Annotated in this window: 15 protein-coding genes and 1 tRNA gene; 15 read left to right on the top strand and 1 reads right to left on the bottom strand. The window is 55.7% G+C overall.

Annotated elements, in window-relative coordinates; genetic code table 11:
• The 8 genes from AC2FGC_RS19345 (at nt 1) to AC2FGC_RS19380 (ending at nt 5792) form a co-directional block, all read left to right on the top strand.
• Nucleotides 1–77 (top strand) — tRNA-Met (locus AC2FGC_RS19345).
• 576 nt (nt 78–653) lie between these two features.
• A complete protein-coding gene (locus AC2FGC_RS19350) occupies nt 654–827 on the top strand; it encodes a hypothetical protein (RefSeq protein ID WP_496783189.1) in 174 nt (57 codons plus the stop codon).
• Between the two features lie 53 nt (nt 828–880).
• Complete coding sequence (locus AC2FGC_RS19355) at nt 881–1003, top strand: hypothetical protein (RefSeq protein ID WP_496783191.1); 123 nt, start codon at nt 881–883, stop codon at nt 1001–1003.
• Nucleotides 1004–1374: 371 nt separating this feature from the next.
• On the top strand, nt 1375–1836 hold the full coding sequence (locus tag AC2FGC_RS19360; RefSeq protein WP_496783267.1) for a Hint domain-containing protein: 462 nt from the start codon (nt 1375–1377) through the stop codon (nt 1834–1836).
• 587 nt (nt 1837–2423) lie between these two features.
• Nucleotides 2424–2867, top strand: coding sequence for a hypothetical protein (locus AC2FGC_RS19365; RefSeq protein ID WP_496726753.1), 444 nt, complete (start codon nt 2424–2426; stop codon nt 2865–2867).
• Nucleotides 2868–2978: 111 nt separating this feature from the next.
• Complete coding sequence (locus AC2FGC_RS19370) at nt 2979–3710, top strand: metallophosphoesterase family protein (protein WP_496726752.1); 732 nt, start codon at nt 2979–2981, stop codon at nt 3708–3710.
• Nucleotides 3711–3892: 182 nt separating this feature from the next.
• Entirely contained in the window at nt 3893–5341 is a 1449-nt protein-coding gene (locus AC2FGC_RS19375; RefSeq protein ID WP_496726751.1) for a mannose-1-phosphate guanylyltransferase/mannose-6-phosphate isomerase, read from the top strand.
• A gap of 184 nt (nt 5342–5525) precedes the next feature.
• Nucleotides 5526–5792, top strand: a complete 267-nt coding sequence (locus AC2FGC_RS19380; protein WP_496726750.1) for a spike base protein, RCAP_Rcc01079 family — start codon at nt 5526–5528, stop codon at nt 5790–5792.
• 51 nt (nt 5793–5843) lie between these two features.
• Here the strand turns inward: AC2FGC_RS19380 and AC2FGC_RS19385 are convergent, their stop codons facing one another.
• Complete coding sequence (locus AC2FGC_RS19385) at nt 5844–7004, bottom strand: nucleotide sugar dehydrogenase (RefSeq protein ID WP_496783193.1); 1161 nt, start codon at nt 7002–7004, stop codon at nt 5844–5846.
• A gap of 412 nt (nt 7005–7416) precedes the next feature.
• On the opposite strand from AC2FGC_RS19385, the gene AC2FGC_RS19390 reads away from it, so the two are divergent.
• The 7 genes from AC2FGC_RS19390 (at nt 7417) to AC2FGC_RS19420 (ending at nt 19038) form a co-directional block, all read left to right on the top strand.
• Entirely contained in the window at nt 7417–8388 is a 972-nt protein-coding gene (locus tag AC2FGC_RS19390; protein ID WP_496769531.1) for an alpha/beta hydrolase, read from the top strand.
• A 169-nt stretch (nt 8389–8557) separates the two neighbouring features.
• Complete coding sequence (locus AC2FGC_RS19395; protein WP_496783197.1) at nt 8558–10138, top strand: ABC transporter substrate-binding protein; 1581 nt, start codon at nt 8558–8560, stop codon at nt 10136–10138.
• Between the two features lie 126 nt (nt 10139–10264).
• Nucleotides 10265–11830 carry an ABC transporter substrate-binding protein gene (locus AC2FGC_RS19400; RefSeq protein ID WP_496726746.1) on the top strand — a complete coding sequence of 522 codons (1566 nt, stop codon included), beginning with the start codon at nt 10265–10267 and terminating at the stop codon, nt 11828–11830.
• Nucleotides 11831–12003: 173 nt separating this feature from the next.
• Nucleotides 12004–12981 (top strand): ABC transporter permease, encoded by a 978-nt coding sequence (locus tag AC2FGC_RS19405; RefSeq protein ID WP_496726745.1) that lies wholly within the window; start codon nt 12004–12006, stop codon nt 12979–12981.
• Complete coding sequence (locus tag AC2FGC_RS19410; protein WP_058273051.1) at nt 12978–13928, top strand: ABC transporter permease; 951 nt, start codon at nt 12978–12980, stop codon at nt 13926–13928. The genes AC2FGC_RS19405 and AC2FGC_RS19410 overlap by 4 nt, the downstream gene beginning before the upstream one ends.
• 4 nt (nt 13929–13932) lie before the next feature.
• Complete coding sequence (locus tag AC2FGC_RS19415) at nt 13933–15642, top strand: ABC transporter ATP-binding protein (protein WP_496726744.1); 1710 nt, start codon at nt 13933–13935, stop codon at nt 15640–15642.
• A 132-nt stretch (nt 15643–15774) separates the two neighbouring features.
• The gene (locus AC2FGC_RS19420; protein ID WP_496726743.1) at nt 15775–19038 is read left to right on the top strand and encodes an adenylate/guanylate cyclase domain-containing protein; all 3264 of its coding nucleotides are present in this window, start codon (nt 15775–15777) and stop codon (nt 19036–19038) included.
• The last annotated feature ends 10 nt before the right edge of the window (nt 19039–19048 follow it).

A 19048-nucleotide genomic window follows, 5' to 3' on the forward strand; every position in this document is an offset into this window, starting at 1 on the left:
CGCGGGATGGAGCAGCCCGGTAGCTCGTCAGGCTCATAACCTGAAGGTCGTAGGTTCAAATCCTACTCCCGCAACCAAACTTTAAGGTCGGATAATCTCAACGCAGCCCGGGCAGACTACAATTGATCGCCCAGATCAATCGCTTAACGTCTCAAACTCGCCAGCCGAATAGCCTGCAACGTCGTAGGGCATCGTCAGGGCGTCGAAACGGGTTTTCCGTTGTAGCATGATGCTGTGTTGAGTCTGCCTGATCTGTCCCGCCTCATGGGTTTCAGTTTCCCGTGTTCCGTCGTCACCTATGCGTAAGCGTCCTATCGGGGCCCAGAAGCTCCACTTTCATTCTTTTCCAACCAGCTTAAGACTATCGAACAAGCGATTGGGGCAAGTTGATTGCGTCCGTCTATTGTATCATTTGCTGGACCGACAACATTGATGGCAAAGTCATCTGGAAACAGGCCGGTTGGTTCGGCACGTCTCCATGTGCCTCTTTTAGGTCCCGGCACACAGTCTGGACAGAAATCGGAGAACTACGAATATCGAGCTCCGTGCTAGAGAATTACCTGTATTTTACATACCCCTTGGCTGAGCACCTACCAGAATCGCGCGTTTTCAGGTATGAGTCCAAGCATTGATTTATTCTTTGAGGTAATGCCATGACCATTGTTCGCACCCTAACTGAGTACCGTGCTGCGCTCCGGGAGATTGAATACCTGTGGGATTCTGAGCCTGATACTGACGAGGGTAAGCGGCTGGAAGAGTACTTGTCCGCGGTCGAACACTACGAACAGCTTTCCAACACGGCACCCGACAAGCACGCCATTGCCTAAACCTGTGGCATCACATCGCCGTGAGTGCTGCTCACAGTTCTAGGAGAATAGAGATGAACAGGAACTACCTAATAATCGCTGCAGTGATTGTCTTTGTCTTAGCTATCTTCATGATGAGGTCAGGTGGCGAGGATGCAGAGGGTGATGAAGCTGCACCAGCTGCGGCTACGGAATAGGCGCATCTCGGGGTGGAGAGCGCCAATGCGTAAGTGTTGCATCTAACTCCTAAGAAATGGTCTCCCTTATACATTGGGGGCGGTCCATATTGCCGCGTAGCGCCAATATGGAAAAAATTCCGCAGTCGGCCCAAACAAAACCTTGGACAAGTTCTCTTTGCCGCTGCGCGGCATCAGTCAAAACAGACGTTCGCATATTCCGCTACATACGGGCTTGCTTAAGTGGGTTCTTCCGTACCAGACGAACTCAAGGATGCATCAACGCTTTCAAGGCTTGGAAAACCCTGGCCAGCGTTGTCGAGCACGCGGTGAATCTGACTTAAGGATCTTTCGATACGGTCAATTTGAAGCTTAGAATCTGCGACGTGTCTGTGGAGGATGGACAAACAATCATCCCGCTTTCGTATCGAAGCAGCAACAATGGTGACGTTCAGCCACCTCTTCGGCCTATCCCGATCCGAACAAGAGTTTTGGGTGATGGGTATCCAAACCAGGATCTAACTGTGTCGCAGCAGCACGGCATATTGGTGTCATCAGCTGTCGTTATGCGCATGTTTGAGTGTCAGGATGTTTTGATCCCGGCAAAAAAGCTGCCGCCTTTGGATGGCATCGACTTTCTGCCCAACACCGCGGGTAGCGTCGAATATTTCCACATACTTTTCGATCGGCATGAGCCCATCTGGTCCAACTTGGCGCTGACGGAAAGCTCGTTTACCGGCCTAGAGGCACTCAGGACTGTATCTCCAGAAGCCCGGAAAGGAATTAAAGACTTGTTTCCCGAATGTTGCGATCCACAGTTTGAGGCGATTTCTGCACGCTACATTCCCAAATAGCGCAAGCATATGCGCAAGTTGGTGGAACGCCACCAGGTGAACAACAAGCCACTTTTTAGCTGATCATCTTTCTCAGACCCGTTTACGTCGCTTTTGAGATTTGAGAACGCTGACGAAGGATCGTTTGATCACCGCTTGGGCGGTAAAACCCATTTCATCTCGTCCGGCTTTTAGACGCGATTGAAAATTTCTGCTAATATGTCCTTCAAGTGCAATGTGGGTTTGAGTTGCCGCGCCGCTTTTGCCGATACGAACGAAGTCCCCACTGCATTTGTGAATCAGAGCTGAACCACCGTCGTATGTCATTTGGATTGGCTTGCGGTGAGAACCGCTTTTCAGCTGAACCAACTCTGGTGATAGAGCAGCCGGCAATCAAACAAGTTTAATAGAACTATAACTAAACTTTAGATTTAAAACATAATTTTGACTTTTCCCGCTCACAGGGAACGCACCACGCAGTTTTACCTCTGATCCGGTCCGCAAATGGAATCGGAGGCTTCGAAATGCTGGATAAAAGGAATCTCTTTCGCCCTCAGCGAGCGCCAGCCAGAGCGAATTGCAAACCTACGCGCCGCGGAATCAAAGCTATGGTGGCGGTGCTGTTTGCAGGAGTACTGACCTCGGTGACTTCTGTCCCTTCGCCCACGGTAGCTGACGGGCTGATGGTTGTTGGCAGCGACCGAGGCGGATATCTGCATGACCGTTTGATCGAGATCGAAAACCTGCAAAAAAACGGCATTCAGGTCGAAATTCGGGGACGTGTCTGCTTTTCGACCTGCACGATGTTTCTGGGCCTTCCTGGAACCTGTGTGGATCCTGACACGACATTTGGATTCCATGGACCTTCGCGAAGTGGTCGGCGGCTTGCTCCAGAAGACTTTGACTATTTCAGTCAGGTCATGGCCGCGTACTATCCAGAACCACTGAGGACGTGGTTCTTGGAAAAAGGGCGTAACCGCATCAACGGCGTTTTCAGGATAAAAGGCGCCGAGATCATCAGAATGGGAATTCCTGCCTGCCGGACCGCCTGAATGAAGCTTGCTTAGACCAGCGCGCAAATGTTAGACGCCTTGGGTCTTGACCACCGGCCCTTGAATTCAGTGCTAGCCGGTCGCAGTAGCCACTCAGGAGGCCCCCTTAACGTGCTGTCATCGCTGATTCAACGTTTCGGGCGACGCGCGGTCTTTCCCGCCGCGATGCCGGACAAGCCGACCTGTGTCATTGGTGACGTGCATGGTTGCATAAGGCAGTTGCAGAATCTGTTACCTCAGATTCCAAGGGATCATCGGGTCATCCTTGTCGGAGATTATGTCGATCGCGGCGAAAACAGCGCTGACGTTCTGCGTCTGATCCAAAACCGCCCGGACTTCATCTGTCTGAAGGGAAACCACGAAGACATGATGTTGAATTTCCTGCGTGACCCTGAACAACATGGCCCGCGCTGGCTGCGTTATGGCGGTCTGCAGACGCTGGCTTCATTTGATGTGCGGAACGTGCGCGCCGAAATGGCCGCTGCCGAGCTCGTCGCCTGCCGTGACAATCTGTTGGCGGAAATGGGACCTGAACTGGTCCAATGGATCACGGAACTAAGGGCCTTTGACTATTCCGGAAACGTTCTTGTGACACATGCTGGTGCAAATCCGAATACGCCCGCCGATCAGCAAACTGAAAAAACCCTGATATGGGGCGACCCAGAATTTCGGACAACCGACAGACGGGACGGCGTTTGGGTTGTTTACGGACACACAATTGTCGATCAACCCACAGCCCGGCGCGGACGGATTGCCGTGGATACCGGCGCCTTTGCCACTGGCGTATTGAGCGCGGTCTGCCTGGACGGTGGTGAGCCTACATTCATCAGTGCCGGCGCTTAGCGGGTTTGACGCAAATACAAAGTTGAAAAAACTCGAAAATTTCGAAGGTGCGCAGTTTCGGACCCTCACCGGCGTTCGTGGCGCCGGGCATCCTTTTTTCCGACCAAACCAAGCCGGGCCTTGTCAGGTCATGACGGTTTCAATAGGAAAATTAGGAACCGCGTTAAATTATAGAGCTTTTTATGTTGATCTGTCCTGTCCTTCTTTGTGGAGGCTCCGGTACACGCCTCTGGCCTTTGTCCCGAAAGAGCTACCCGAAGCAATTCGTTCCATTGGTCGGCGAAGAGACTCTGTTTCAGGCGGCTGCCCGCCGGTTGTCCGGAACAAACGCGGAATTGGAATTTGAATCGCCGGTGGTTCTGACCAACTCGGACTTTCGGTTCATTGTTGCGGAACAGCTACAGGCAATCGGAATTGATCCTGGAACAATCATGATCGAACCTGAGGGTCGCAACACAGCGCCAGCGGTTCTTGCGGCGGCACTGTATGCTTATGCCAAGGATGAGGCCGCTGTATTGCTGGTTGCCCCTTCCGATCACGTCGTACCGGATGCTGCTGAATTTCAGGCTGCTGTTGCCCGTGGTCTGGAGGCGGTTGCACAAGGCAAACTGGTGACGTTTGGCATTACTCCTACACATGCGGAAACGGCGTATGGATATCTTGAGCTGGCCGCGGGTTCGGGCGGTGACGGAGCGCCTGTTCCGTTGAAGAAATTCGTCGAAAAGCCGGACTTGGCCCGTGCGACCGAAATGCTGGAGGCCGGGAATTACAAATGGAACGCGGGCATTTTCCTGTTTCGTGCGGCAGATATCATCGCAGCCTTCCAGGCCCACGCGCCCGATCTGATAAAACCGGTGAAGGAAGCGGTTGAAACAGCAACGCCGGACTTGGGGTTCCTGCGCCTCAACCCTGAAAGCTGGGCGCAGGCCGAAGACATTTCGATCGACTATGCCGTAATGGAAAAAGCAACAAACTTGTCGGTCGTGCCTTTCGGCGCTGCATGGTCGGACCTGGGCGGCTGGGACGCCGTATGGCGTGAAAGCGGCCCTGACGCACAAGGCGTGGTGACCAGCGGGGGCGCAACAGCGATTGATTGCCACAACACCCTTTTGCGGTCGGATAGCGAGCAGCTGGAAATCGTGGGTATCGGACTGGACAATATCATCGCTGTCGCGATGAATGATGCGGTTTTGGTTGCCGATGCATCGCGGGCGCAAGACGTCAAAAAGGCGGTGAGCGCGCTTAAGGAAAAAAACGCGCCCCAGGCGACGGAATTCCCAAAGGACCACCGCCCGTGGGGGTGGTTCGAAAGCCTGGTGGTTGGCGAGCGGTTTCAGGTGAAGCGTATCCATGTGCACCCTGGTGCATCGCTGAGCCTGCAAAGCCATTTCCACCGTTCCGAACACTGGATTGTTGTCGAGGGTACCGCCCGTGTGACAATCGATGATCGTGAGCAATTGGTGACCGAAAACCAGTCTGTCTATATCCCTCTCGGGGCCACGCACCGGATGGAGAATCCGGGAAAGGTTCCGATGGTCCTGATTGAAGTGCAGACCGGCACATATCTGGGTGAGGATGATATCGTGCGCTACGAAGACAAATACGCGCGGGGGCAGGGGGCCAAAGGCTGAACCGCGCCTGAAGTTTCAGTGTGACGTTGATTCAAAAATGCGCGGCAGGGATCAAGTATGCCGCCGCGCAATTTTTCTTTGTGTGGGGGGGGCTGACGGCGCAACGCGCGGTGCGCTGGCGGATCGTTAAATGGATAATCCTAACGTGCCGCTGACTGACACAGACAGCGAGACATGAATCAAGATGACCAACCCATTCAGCAACCGAGCCTCCAGCCTGTCCGGCCCTGCGCGTGACATTGTTCCCGTTGTCGCTTCGGACAATTCGGATCTGGCCGATGTAGCAATCGGTCTCTACGTCGAATCCGGCGGAGCGATTGTTCTGACCACCGTTCGGGGCGAAACCCGTACAGTTCAGGTGTCGGACTTTTCGATCCTGCCGGTGGGGACAACGCGTGTACATGCAACCGGAACTACAGCGCCCGGTATCCATGCGATGGTATTGGCCTAAACGCAGGTCAATCAAGTCAAGGTTCGAAGGCGCGCAGCCAGTGACAACCGTTTAGTCTGCGCCAAACAAATCCCGGGTAAACACCTTGCCCGCGACATCCTCAAGTTCGGGGCTGTGCCGGTTGGCAACGATCAAATCGGCTTCGGACTTAAAGGCTTCGAGATCCTGCACGACACGAGACCGGAAAAACTCCTCCCCCTCCAGCGCCGGTTCATAAACAATGACCTCGACTCCCTTGGCTTTCAGTCGCTTCATGATCCCTTGGATCGAGGACTGACGGAAATTGTCGCTGCCCACTTTCATGACCAGCCGGTGAATACCAACGACGCGCGGGCCCCGCATCAGAATCTGATCGGCCAAAAAATCCTTTCGCGTCCGATTTGCGTCCACGATGGCGCGAATGAGGTTTTGCGGAACATGGTTGTAATTGGCCAAAAGCTGTTTGGTGTCTTTTGGCAGGCAATAGCCTCCATACCCGAAGGAAGGATTGTTGTAATGGCCACCAATGCGCGGATCCAGTGAAACGCCTTCGATGATCTGGCGGGTGTTCATGCCACCAGCCATTGCGTAACTGTCGAGCTCGTTGAAAAAGGCCACTCGCATGGCGAGGTAGGTGTTGGAAAACAGCTTGATCGCCTCGGCCTCATCCGGGTCGGTGAACAGGACGTCCACATCTTTGGTCACGGCACCTTCCAGCAAAAGCTCGGCAAACACCCGCGCCCGGTCCGAACGTTCGCCGACGATCACGCGGGACGGGTGGAGGTTGTCATAAAGCGCTCGCCCTTCACGCAGGAACTCCGGTGAGAAAATGAAATTGTCGCTGTCCAGATCGGCGCGCAGCGCCTGAATATACCCCACTGGGATCGTCGATTTGATGATGATCGTGGCCTTGGGGTTGATCGCGTTCACTTGCCGGGCAACGGCTTCGACGCTTGAGGTGTCGAAGTAGTTGGATTTGGCATCATAATTCGTCGGGGTCGCCACGATCACAAACTCGGCGTCTTCGAAGGCCGGTTCTGTGGTTGCCCTGATCGAAAGGGCTCGGTTTGCAAGAAAGTCTTCCAGTTCGGCATCAACGATGGGGCACTGGCCGGAATTGACCATTTCAACCCGCTCTTTTGAAATGTCGATTGCAGTGACATCGTGGTTTTGAGCCAATAGCACCGCATTGGACAATCCCACATATCCGAGACCTACAACTGCAATCTTCATTCCTTTGCCCTCATACTCGCAAACCGGTGTGTACTTCACCTGCTTTATTGCTTGCCGATTGTAAATGCGGGTGTGTGTGCCGAAAACCCCATCGTTACGAAATTATTCGAGGTTCCGATCCGTTGGATGCAGGTCCGAACCAAATGCTGGCCATCTAAGGCGTTCGTTCTGATCTGAGGCGCTTCAAGCCAAGTCAGTTCCATGACTCCAAATGAGATGAAATCAATCAAGATACTGAAAAAAAACAATTTAGTGGTAATGATAATAATATGGATGATTTTCTGGAATTCGGCATTCTCAGGTTGAAGCTGGTATGATAACGGTCAGCCAACACTTGATTTAGGAGATTCAGGATGATCAAAGCGTCTCTTCTCTTGTTAGGCTGATTCCATCCTGAAAAAGAGGGGGTTTCATGCTTTTTATCACGAACAGATTTCCGACCCAGAGTATTCGCACCCGTAAAGGACGCCGTTTTACCTTTGATCTGGACAATAACGCGCCTTCAAACTCGGTGTTTTACTGTGAAAAGGGCGAAGATGAGCATCACACCGAAATCACCAGTAAAGAGCTGCTGCGGCGTGTGCGTGACAACAATTGCCGCCAGATCCTGCTGTATCTTCACGGGTTCAACAACCTGCCGGAGGATGTGTTCGAAACCACGGCTGAGCTTCAGCGTCTGTGCGATCAGGCCAAACCCAGTGAAGTGATGGTGTTACCCCTGATCTGGCCCAGCGACGCCAAGCAAGGGATCGTTCAGAAATACTGGGATGACCAGAAATCCGCGGACCAAAGCGGGTTTTCCTTTGCGCGGGTGCTGGAGCGATTTCTGGAATGGCGCAACAGTGAGGATAACGAGCCCGAAATCGCCCCCTGTCTGAAACGGATCAACCTTCTGGCGCATTCGATGGGCAATCGGGTTTTGCGCCAAACGCTGATAGAATGGGATCGGTACGATCTGGCGTCGGGCGTGCCCCTGTTGTTTCGCAATACCTTCATGGTCGCTGCAGATGTCGTTAATGAATCCGTGCATGAAAATGAGCCCGGTGTGCTGGTCAGCCATGCTTCGCGGAATGTGGTTGTCTATTTCGCCTCTGACGATCTGGCGTTGCGGGCCAGTAAGGCTGCGAACCTCAAGAACAAAGTTGCGTCTCGCCGGTTGGGTCATACCGGGCCAGAGAACATCGACCGAACCCCGCACAACATATTTCAGGTTGATTGCGACGATATCAATACGGCCTATGACACGCCTACCGGCCACAAATATTTTGGTCCGGTTTCGCCGGGTGGCGAGGCGGGCCTTGTGTTCCGGCATATTTTTCAATGCGTCCAATCCGGGCGCGTTTTCCCGGATGATCCGCATCAGCGCTCGGTCATTTTGCGCTGAATCAGGCGTTCGCGATATGTCGGCTTTTCAAATTTGATCAGAAATCCAAATAGTTCACAATCTGGTGTTGCAACCTTCAGAATGATCTGGATGATCAGCACTACCAAGACCGGCAAAACCGGTCTGCCGTTTCATGGAACGGTACTAACGAAAAAACGGGGAGATTATAATGATCCTGAAGAACCTGATGATCGCTGCCAGTGCGACCGCATTGATGGCGGGTGCCGCATCGGCGGAAACGCTGCGATGGGCGCGTGCTGGTGACGCGCTGACGCTGGATCCGCACTCGCAAAACGAAGGCCCGTCACACACAATACGTCACCAGATGTACGAGCCGCTGATCATCCGCGACGTAACAGGCGCGTTTGAACCTGCACTGGCGACCGAGTGGGGTCCCAAGGCTGATGACCCGAATGTCTGGGTCTTCAAGCTGCGCGAGGGTGTGAAATTCCATGACGGCGCAGACTTCAACGCCGAAGACGTGGTGTTCAGCTTTGAACGGGCCAAGCAACCCAATTCCGACATGAAAGAGCTGATCGGCTCGATCACCGAAGTGCGTGCGGTTGACGATTATACCGTCGAGATCGTCACAGACGGTCCGAACCCGATCCTGCCATCGAACCTGACCAACCTGTTCATTCTGGACAAGGGCTGGGCCGAGGCGAATGACACAGTCAATGTGCAGGATTTCGAAGGCGGCGAGATCACCTATGCCACCACCAATGCCAACGGTACGGGGCCTTATGTCCTTCAAAGCCGCGAGCCTGACGTCAAAACCGTGATGGTGCGCAACGACAACTATTGGGGCATCGGCCAGTTCCCCATGGAAGTGACCGAGATTGTCTATACCCCGATCCAGAACGCTGCGACCCGTGTCGCGGCGATGTTGTCGGGTGAGGTGAACTTCCTGCAGGATATGCCGGTGCAAGACATTGACCGCGTCAATGGTGCCGATGGCCTGATGGTCAAGCAAGCCCCACAGAACCGTGTGATCTTCTTTGGCATGAACCAGGGTGCGGACGATATCGAAGCAGACAACGTAGACGGCAAGAATCCTCTGGCCGATGTGCGTGTGCGTCAGGCGATGTCGATGGCGATCAACCGTGATGCGATCAAGCAGGTCGTGATGCGCGGCCAATCGCAGCCTGCGGGCATGATCGCACCGCCATTCGTGAACGGCTGGACCGAAGCTATGGACGGCGAATCCGCCACTAATCTGGAAAAGGCCAAGGAACTGATGGCAGAGGCAGGTTATGCCGATGGCTTCTCGCTCCGGTTGGACTGCCCGAATGATCGATACATCAACGATGAAGGGATCTGTCAGGCGGCCGTTGGGATGCTGGGCCAGATCGGCGTGACTGTGAATCTGGACGCAAAGCCCAAGGCGCAGCACTTCCCGCTGATCACCGATGGCAAGACAGATTTCTACATGCTGGGTTGGGGTGTTCCGACATATGACTCGGAATACATCTTCAACTTCCTTGTCCACGGTCGCGAAGACGACATCGGCACATGGAACGGAACCGGCTATCAGGACGACGCGCTGGACACGAAGATCAAGTCGCTCGCCTCGAACACCGACCTGGACGCCCGTAATGCCGACATCGCCGACATCTGGCGTGTGGTGCAGGACGAAGCGCTTTACATCCCCATTCATCACCAGGTTCTGAACTGGGGCATGGCCGACGGTGTGGGTATCGAAGTGGATGCCGAAGACCAACCCAAGGTCAAATACTTCACCATTAAATAAGTCAAAACATTTGACGATCAGACAGGGCGCGATTTTCGCGCCCTGTTTTTTGTTGCGATCTGAGATTTCCTTGCGCATGCGGCAAAAACCAAGAAAACTCGACCCCAGAAACAGGGAGACATAACAATGATCCTCAGGAACAGCGCCATTGGCATTGCAATGCTGGCTGCCACCAGTGTTCAAGCTGCAGATTTTAAATGGGCCTCCACCACGGACCCGCAAACCATGGACCCGCACGCGGTCAATTCGGCTCCGGTTCTGGGATTTCTTAACAACGTCTACGAAGGACTGGTCCGCCGCGACAAGGACATGAGCGTTCAGCCCGCCTTGGCTGTCAGCTGGGAGCCGATTGGCGAAGGCGACGGTTGGCGCTTCAAACTGCGTGAGGGCGTGACCTTCCACGACGGCAGTACCTTTGATGCGAAGGACGTTCTGTTCAGCTATAAGCGCGCCTCGGGCGAGGCTGCGGATACCCGCAGTTGGTTTGCGCCGGTCAGTGAGGTGATCGTGGTCGACGACTATACTGTCGATATCATGACGACCGCGCCGAACCCGTTGTTCCCGTCTTCGATTGCCAACTGGATGATCATGGATCAAGGCTGGACCGAGGCGAATGATGCCGCCGTCCCAGACAAAGAGGCCGGCAATTATGCGACGATCAATGCCAATGGCACCGGTGCATTCAAAGTCACCGAGCGCGAGCCGGGTCTGAAAACCGTACTGGAACCTCACGAGGGCTGGTGGGGAGATGTCGAACACAATATCACCCGCGCCGAGTTTAACCCGATCCAGAACCCTGCGACCGCCGTTGCGGCGCTGTTGTCGGGCGATGTGGATATGATCAACCCGGTGCCAATCCAGGACGTCGCGCGCCTGCAAGAAGACAGTGATGTCGAAGTCATCAAGGGGATCGAGGCCCGCGTGATCATGCTGGGCTTTGATCACGAGGCTGAGACGCTGAAATATACCGACGATGAGGGCAAACCCAATCCGTTCCGCGACCCGCGCGTCCGCAAGGCGGTGGCGCAGGCGGTGAATGTCGATGCCATTCTGGCCACCATCATGCGCGGCAATGCCGAAGCGGCCTCGCAATTGGTGAGCCCGGCCATGAGCGGTTATTCTGCGGCCCATGCCGAACGTCCCGCATTTGATGTCGAGGGTGCCAAGGCTCTGCTGGCCGAGGCAGGCTACGCCGATGGGTTCTCATTCGGTCTGAAATGCCCCAATGACCGCTATCTGAATGACGAAGCCGTCTGTCAGGCTGTGGTCAGCATGCTGGCCCAGATCGGGATCACCGCCGAGCTCGAGGCGATGCCTGTGCGCAATTACTGGCCCGAGCTACGCGAGGATAACTATGACATGTACCTGCTGGGTTGGAGCCCCGGAACATTTGACGCGGAACACCCGGTCCGGTTCCTTGTCGCGACACCAAACGAAGAGAAAAAGCTGGGCAGCTGGAATTTCGGTGGGTTCTCGAACGCGCGTGTGGATGAGCTGTTGCCTGCAATCCAGTCCGAGCTGGATGAGACGAAGCGTCAGGCGATGTTGGACGAAGTGGCTAAGATCATTCAGGACGAACAGGTCTATGTGCCCATGTACGTGCAGCCACTGGTCTGGGGGACACGCAGCAATATCGAGCTGACACAGCGCCCCGACAATTTCTTTTTGCTGCGCTGGGTGACGGTGAACTGAAGACGCTTGAAATATGGATTGGCGAGGGCCGGTTCGGCACCGCCAATCCGCATTAAACCCTGCTTAAAACCAATGACGCAGGAAATAAGGATCGCTTTGATACCTTCCCGTTAGCGATACCTTGACCATCCGGTCGACGCGTGCATAGAGAAGCGGATCAATGGGGAAAGTGAATGTTCGCATATATCGTCCGAAGGATGTTTCAGTCCGTGATCGTACTGTTGGTCGTGGGTCTGGTCGCATTTTCTATGTTCCGGTTTGTCGGCGATCCGATCGACAACATGCTGGGTCAGGAGCGTACGCAAGCCGATATCGACCGGCTGCGGGCTGAACTGGGGCTGGATCAGCCTTTTCCGGTTCAGTACTACAAGTTCCTGAAAAATGCCGTTCAAGGCAATTTTGGCGTGTCTTATCGTCAGGGACGTCCTGTCTCGACCATCATAGCCGAGCGCGCGCCGGCCACGCTGGAACTGGCTTTTGTTTCCGGCTTTCTGGCAATCACCATGGGGATTGCGCTGGGCGTGTTCACAGCCATCCGACGACAAGGGATTGCTGCGAATGTCATCATGACCGTTTCCCTGATAGGGGTGTCCCTGCCGACCTTCCTGATTGGGATCTTGTTGATCTACATTTTCTCGGTTGAATTAGACCTCTTACCCAGCTTCGGGAGGGGCGAGACCGTTATGATTGGCAACTGGTCCACCGGTTTCCTGACGGCCTCTGGCCTCAAAGCGCTGATCCTGCCCGCGATTACGCTGGGTCTGTATCAGATGACCCTGATCATGCGTCTGGTCCGGTCGGAAATGCTTGAGGTGTTACGCGCCGATTATGTCCGGTTTGCACGCGCTCGCGGTTTGTCGGACCGGGTGATCAACTTTCGCCACGCGCTGAAGAACACTATGGTTCCCGTGATCACGATCACCGGCCTGCAGCTGGGCTCGATCATCGCCTTTGCCATCATCACCGAGACGGTGTTCCAGTGGCCTGGCGTTGGCCTGCTGTTCATCAACGCGATCCAGTTTGTCGATATCCCCGTCATGGCCGCTTATCTGATGCTGATTTCGGTTATGTTCGTCTCGATCAACCTGATCGTCGACCTTCTTTATTATGCCATTGACCCGCGCCTGCGTGTCGACGCGAGGGCCACATGACCGATACCATCGAAACCCCGACCGCCCCCACCAAATCGCGATTTGCCAAGTTCTGGGACAGCGATTTTGCGTGGTCCTTCCGGCATTCTCCGGTTGCCTTGATCGCCTCACTGGTGGTGCTGATCCTTTTGCTGGCTGCCGTTTTTGCCCCGGTTATCGCACCCTATAATCCGTTCGATCCGGCGTCACTGAACCTGATGAACGGCTTCACGCCGCCGGGCACGCCGAATGCCTTTACGCAGGAAACTTTCTTTCTGGGGACCGACGATCAGGGACGCGACGTATTCTCGACCATTCTATATGGCATGCGCATCTCATTGTTTGTCGGCGTTTCAGCGGTGATGCTGGCGCTGATCATCGGTGTCATCCTTGGGCTGGTTGCGGCGTATTTTGGCGGTTGGGTCGAGACGCTCATCATGCGGATTGCCGATGTGCAGCTGACCTTTCCGGCCATTCTGGTTGCGATGCTCATCTTTGGTATCGCCAAGGGCGTTACGCCCCCCGAATACCGCAACGAGATGGCGATTTATGTTCTGATCATCGCGATTGCCCTGTCTGATTGGGTGCAATTTGCGCGGGTCGTACGCGGCGCTGCGCTGGTGGAAAAGAACAAGGAATACGTACAGGCCGCCCGTCTGATCGGGCGCGGGCCAATTCCGATCATGTTCCGGCATATACTGCCCAATGTCCTCAGCCCGGTTCTGGTTATTGCCACGATTTCGCTGGCGCTGGCGATTATCGCCGAGGCGACGCTCAGCTTTCTGGGCGTGGGTGCACCGCCGACCCAGCCGTCGCTGGGAACACTGATCCGTATCGGGCAGGGCTTCCTGTTCTCGGGTGAGTGGTGGATCCTGTTCTTCCCGGCCTGCACCCTTCTGGCGCTGGCCCTGTCTGTCAACCTGCTGGGCGACTGGCTGCGCGACGCGCTGAACCCCAAGCTGCGGTGATTACATGAGCCTTCTGACGATCAACGACCTGACGGTCGAATTCCCGACGCGCCGCCAACTGTTCACCGCTGTGGACCACGTGGACCTGTCCGTTGAACCCGGCGAAATCCACGGTCTGGTCGGCGAATCCGGTGCGGGCAAATCCACAATCGGAGCGGCCATCATGGGTTTGCTGGACCGGCCTGGCCGGATTGCCAGCGGCACCATCAAGCTGAGCGGTGACCAGATCAGCGGCCTGGATGCAGTCGCAATGCGCGGCCTGCGCGGCAAGAAAATCTCGATGATCTTCCAGGATCCTCTGACCTCGTTGAACCCGCTGTTCACCGTGCGCGAACAGCTGACCGAGACGATCCAGGCCCATCTGGGCGGAACGGATGCCGAGGCGAACAAGCGTGCCCGTGATCTGATCGACCGGGTGGGCATTCCTGACCCGGACACGCGGTTGGACCAATATCCGCACCAGTTCTCAGGCGGGATGCGGCAGCGTGTTGTGATCGCTCTTGCGCTGTGCACCGAGCCGGACGTGATTATCGCGGATGAACCGACCACGGCGCTGGACGTGTCCGTTCAGGCGCAGATCCTGGACTTGATCAAGGAACTGGCGCAAGAACGGCAGGTCGGCGTTATCCTGATCACCCACGACATGGGCGTGATCGCGGATACCACGGACAAGGTGACGGTTATGTATGCGGGTAAGGTGGTGGAAACCGGCCCGACGTCTCAAGTCATGGGTCAGCCCACGCACGAATACACCAAGTCGCTGATCGCCGCTGTCCCGCGCCCCACGTTGAAACTGCACCGCTTTCCGCAGATCAGCTATGGCGGGCGTGAGACCCGTTTTGCCATCGACGATATGGCCCGGCACTGGCCCAAGGTGGACAATGACACCAGCAAACCGGTGTTCGAGATTCGCAATCTGACCAAGAAGTTCCTGCAGCGCAAAGGCCTGCTGCCGTGGGACCGCACTTATTTCACTGCCGTTGACGATGTCAGCTTTGACATTCGTGCGGGTGAGGTATTCGGGGTGGTGGGTGAATCCGGCTCTGGCAAGTCTACCATCGCGCGGATGATCGCGGGGCTGTACCCGGTTGATGGCGGTACGATCACCTTTGAGGGGCAGGTGGTTAGTGATCTGACCAACAAGGCCGCGTTGGATGCGTATCGCAAGAACATTCAGATGATCTTTCAGGATCCGTATTCGTCGCTGAACCCCCGGATGCGGGTTGACGATATCGTGGCCGAACCAATCCGTCATCACAAGCTGATGGAAGGGTCCGATGTAAAACGCCGCGTGGACGAATTGCTGGATCAGGTGGGACTGGGCCATGAGGCCGGGCTGAAATTCCCGCACGAATTCTCAGGTGGTCAACGGCAGCGTATTTCGATTGCCCGTGCTTTGGCGACACAGCCGCGGTTCTTGATCTGTGACGAACCAACCAGCGCCCTGGACGTGTCCATTCAGGCGCAGATCCTGAACATCCTGAAAGACCTACAGGAACATCTGGGCTTGACGCTGCTGTTTATCAGCCACGACCTGCCGGTGGTACGTCAAATGTGCGACCGGGTGGCCGTGATGAAACAGGGCAAGGTGGTTGAGTTGCAGGAAACCAACGAACTCTTCGCCAACCCGCAGACCGAATATGCAAGCGAGCTGCTGCGGTTGATGCCGAAACTCGACGATCTGTCGACGGATGGGCTAGAGGCCGAGACCTAATTCCAAAGACCCAATTGCCCGTCACTCGGGCAATTGGGTGTGCATATACATTAAAATATTCAAACTTTGCAGACTCATCCGGGTTTGTTGTGCTACGTCTGTCTTTGGAGTTGGGGGCTTCAGAGGGGCGAAATGTCTCAGGACCTTAGGGACTGGCTAAGCGCACTTGGATTATCTGACTACGCGCAAGCCTTTTTGGATAACAAAATTGATTTTGGAATTTTACCCGATTTGACGGGTGAAGACCTGATCGAAATCGGAGTCACTGCTGTCGGCGACCGTCGGCGGCTTTTGCGCGCGATTGCCGAGCTTGAGACGTTCGAAACTGCCCCGCCATTTCAGCCTCAGGAATCCCTGGAGCCTGCGAAACGGCAGGTAACGGTCATGTTCGCCGATCTGACCGGATTTACTCGTTTGACCAGCGAACTGGATGCCGAAGACATGCACGCGCTGCTCAACGCGTTTTTCACCAGGGTGGACAAGGTCGTCGAAAAATACGGTGGCCGGATCGACAAGCATATTGGCGATGCGGTCATGGCAGTGTTCGGCGCGCCGATCTCGCACACGAATGATACCGAACGGGCCGCGCGGGCAGCACTGGAAATTCACACGGTTCTGCCTGGCCTGAACCCTCCGCTGACCTGCCATATCGGGATTGCATCAGGGCAGGTTATTGCCAGTACAACAGGCAGTCAGGCGCATACGGAATACACCGTGACCGGTGATGGTGTGAACCTGGCCTCGCGCATCACTGACATGGCGGCGCCGGGGGAAACTTTGGTTTCACATGACATTCAGCGTGCGTTAGGGCCGCTTTTTGTTGGTGAGTCGATGGGCGAAAAGGCAATCAAAGGCCTTGGTGATCCGGTTGAGTTGTGGCGGCTGGACCGGATGGCGCGCAACATCCGGTCGCGCAGGCATCGCTTTGTGGGCCGCGAGCGAGAGCTGTCCCTGTTTTCGGCAACGTTCGATCGATGCCAGCGGCACGGTAAGGGTGAAGTCCATATCGTACTGGGCGAGCCGGGTATTGGCAAAACGCACCTGTCGGAACAGGTGGCTGAGCTGGCCGACAGCCTGTCTTATTCCATCCACAATGGCGTGGTCATGGATTTCGGCGCGCGCGAGGGGCATTCAGCCATCCAATCCGTGACACGCAGTATTCTTGGGCTGGAGCCGACGGATGATACGGAAACCTGTGCATCTGTCGCGAAGGATGCAATTAGCAAGGGTTGGGTAACAGCGGCGAATGCCGCGCACCTGAATGCCCTGCTAGAGCTTGAACAAGACCCCGGTCTGGCCGAGGTCTATGCGGTGATGGACAATGCAACCCGTCTGCGGGGGCGTCGTCAGGTTATAGACGACCTGATTTCGGCCCGCAGCCAAAAAACGCCTTTGTTGATCCATATCGAGGATATCCACTGGGCTTCACCCGAGATCCTGACAGCTTGCGCCCATATCGCGGCGATGACGCGCAATCTGCCCTGCGTGTTGCTAATGACCAGCCGCGTGGAAGGCGATCCGATCGACCGCGAATGGCAACTTGCGACGGATGGTGCCCTGATATCCAAGCTGGAACTGGCGCCGATGGGGGACGAACAAGCCCGACAACTGGTCGAAGAGTTCACCGGGATCGACCCGGAACTGTTGGACGCCTGCGTGAAACGCGCCGGAGGCAATCCGCTGTTTCTTGAACAGTTATTGCGCAATATCGATGTGCTGAAACAGGAATCCGTTCCCGGCAGCATTCAGGGCATTGTTCAGTCCCGTCTGGATTCGCTGGACCGAACCAGCCGGACGTCGATTCAGGCGGCATCCGTGCTTGGGCAGCGGTTCTCGCCCGAAGTTTTGAATTTTGTTCTGGGTGAAGGGCATCTGGATACCTCGACCCTGATCCGCTCGGCCCTGATCCGCGAGGCTGAGGCCGATCTGATGTTTGCCCACGCGCTGATCCGCGACGGATCTTATGCAACTTTGGTGAAATCCGAACGCGCGCGCCTGCATCGTCAGGCCGCGAGTTGGTTTGAGGACCGCGACGCCACCCTGCGGGCACAACATCTGGATCGCGCGGGTGCAACTCATGCAGCCCAGGCTTATCTGGAAGCCGCGGACAAGCTGATACAGGTTTTTCAGTTCGACGATGCCAGCCCGTTGATCGAACGGGGGCTGGAACTGCCAGCACCCGCAGGGGTTCGCTTTGATCTGTTCTGCGCCCGGGGTGAGACGCACCGGCTGCAAGGTCTGTCCAATGATGCCCTGCGTGAATTCAAAGAGGCCGCAGAACTGGCCGAAACGGATGAACAAATCTGCCGCGCACAAATCGGCCTGGCGCAGGCTGCGCGGCAGGCCAGCCTGTACCAGGAAGCACTGGAAAGTCTGGACATTGCCGAGGCAGCTGCGGAACGCTGCGGGTCTGACCGCGACATTGCCCAGATCAACTATGTGCGCGGCAATGTATATTTCCCGCTGGGGCAGGTGACAAAGGCGCTTGAGAGTAATGAAAAGGCTCTAACACTGGCCAGAAAGCTTGAATCCGCACGACTTGAAGTTGGCGCGCTCAGTGGATTTGGCGACGCCAATTTCATGAATGCCACGATGCAGACCGCAACGGGGTTCTACACGCAGGCGGTCGAACGGGCGCGGGAAAAGGGTTTGGTCCGTGACTTGGCCGCAAACCTGCACAATCTGAGCGTCGCGCGTAGTTATACCGGCGAAATAGCGCAAGGAAAGCTGGATGCGCAGGAAGCCATTGAGGTGTCACAGAAGTATTTTGCCTTTGTTCCGGAATGCGTTGCGCAGACCTGTTTGGGCGTTGCGCACACCTTTTTAGGAGAAATAGATCAGGCGCTGGACGCCTTCACCCTGTCTGCCGAGATCGCAAACCGTGTTGGTGCAAAACGCCTCGAGGCGCAGGCGCTTGAACATCTTGCCCGCACACACGTCTATGCCGGGCAGCTGGAACAGGCGCGCGAAACCGGTCGCCGCGCGGTCGACATTGCCCTTGAGCACGGTCGGAATTTTGTCGGACCAAAAGCGCTGTCAGCTTTGGCCATGGCCGAAGAGGACCCAACTGCGCAGGATGAAAACCTAAAGCTTGGCGAGAAGATCATCGCCGAAGGCTGTGTTGGCCATAGCCACCTGCATTTCTATACCGACGCCGCTGCCGTCATGCTGGCGCGCAAGCAGTGGGACGAAGCCACACGGTACGCAGATGCCCTGGCCGATTTCACAGCGGATGAGCCCTTGCCGATGGTCGATCTGTCGATCCTGCAGGCTCGAACACTGGCTGAATGTGGGGGTTGGGGAATTCCTTTGACGGCACATGAGGGTTTCGATGAATTGAAGGCGCGGTTTCAGAACCTGGGCATCAAACAATCGCTGGTCGGGCCGCTGGACTAATCAGGTGAGG

The sequence above is a fragment of the Ruegeria sp. CDSC054 genome (assembly GCF_059610645.1).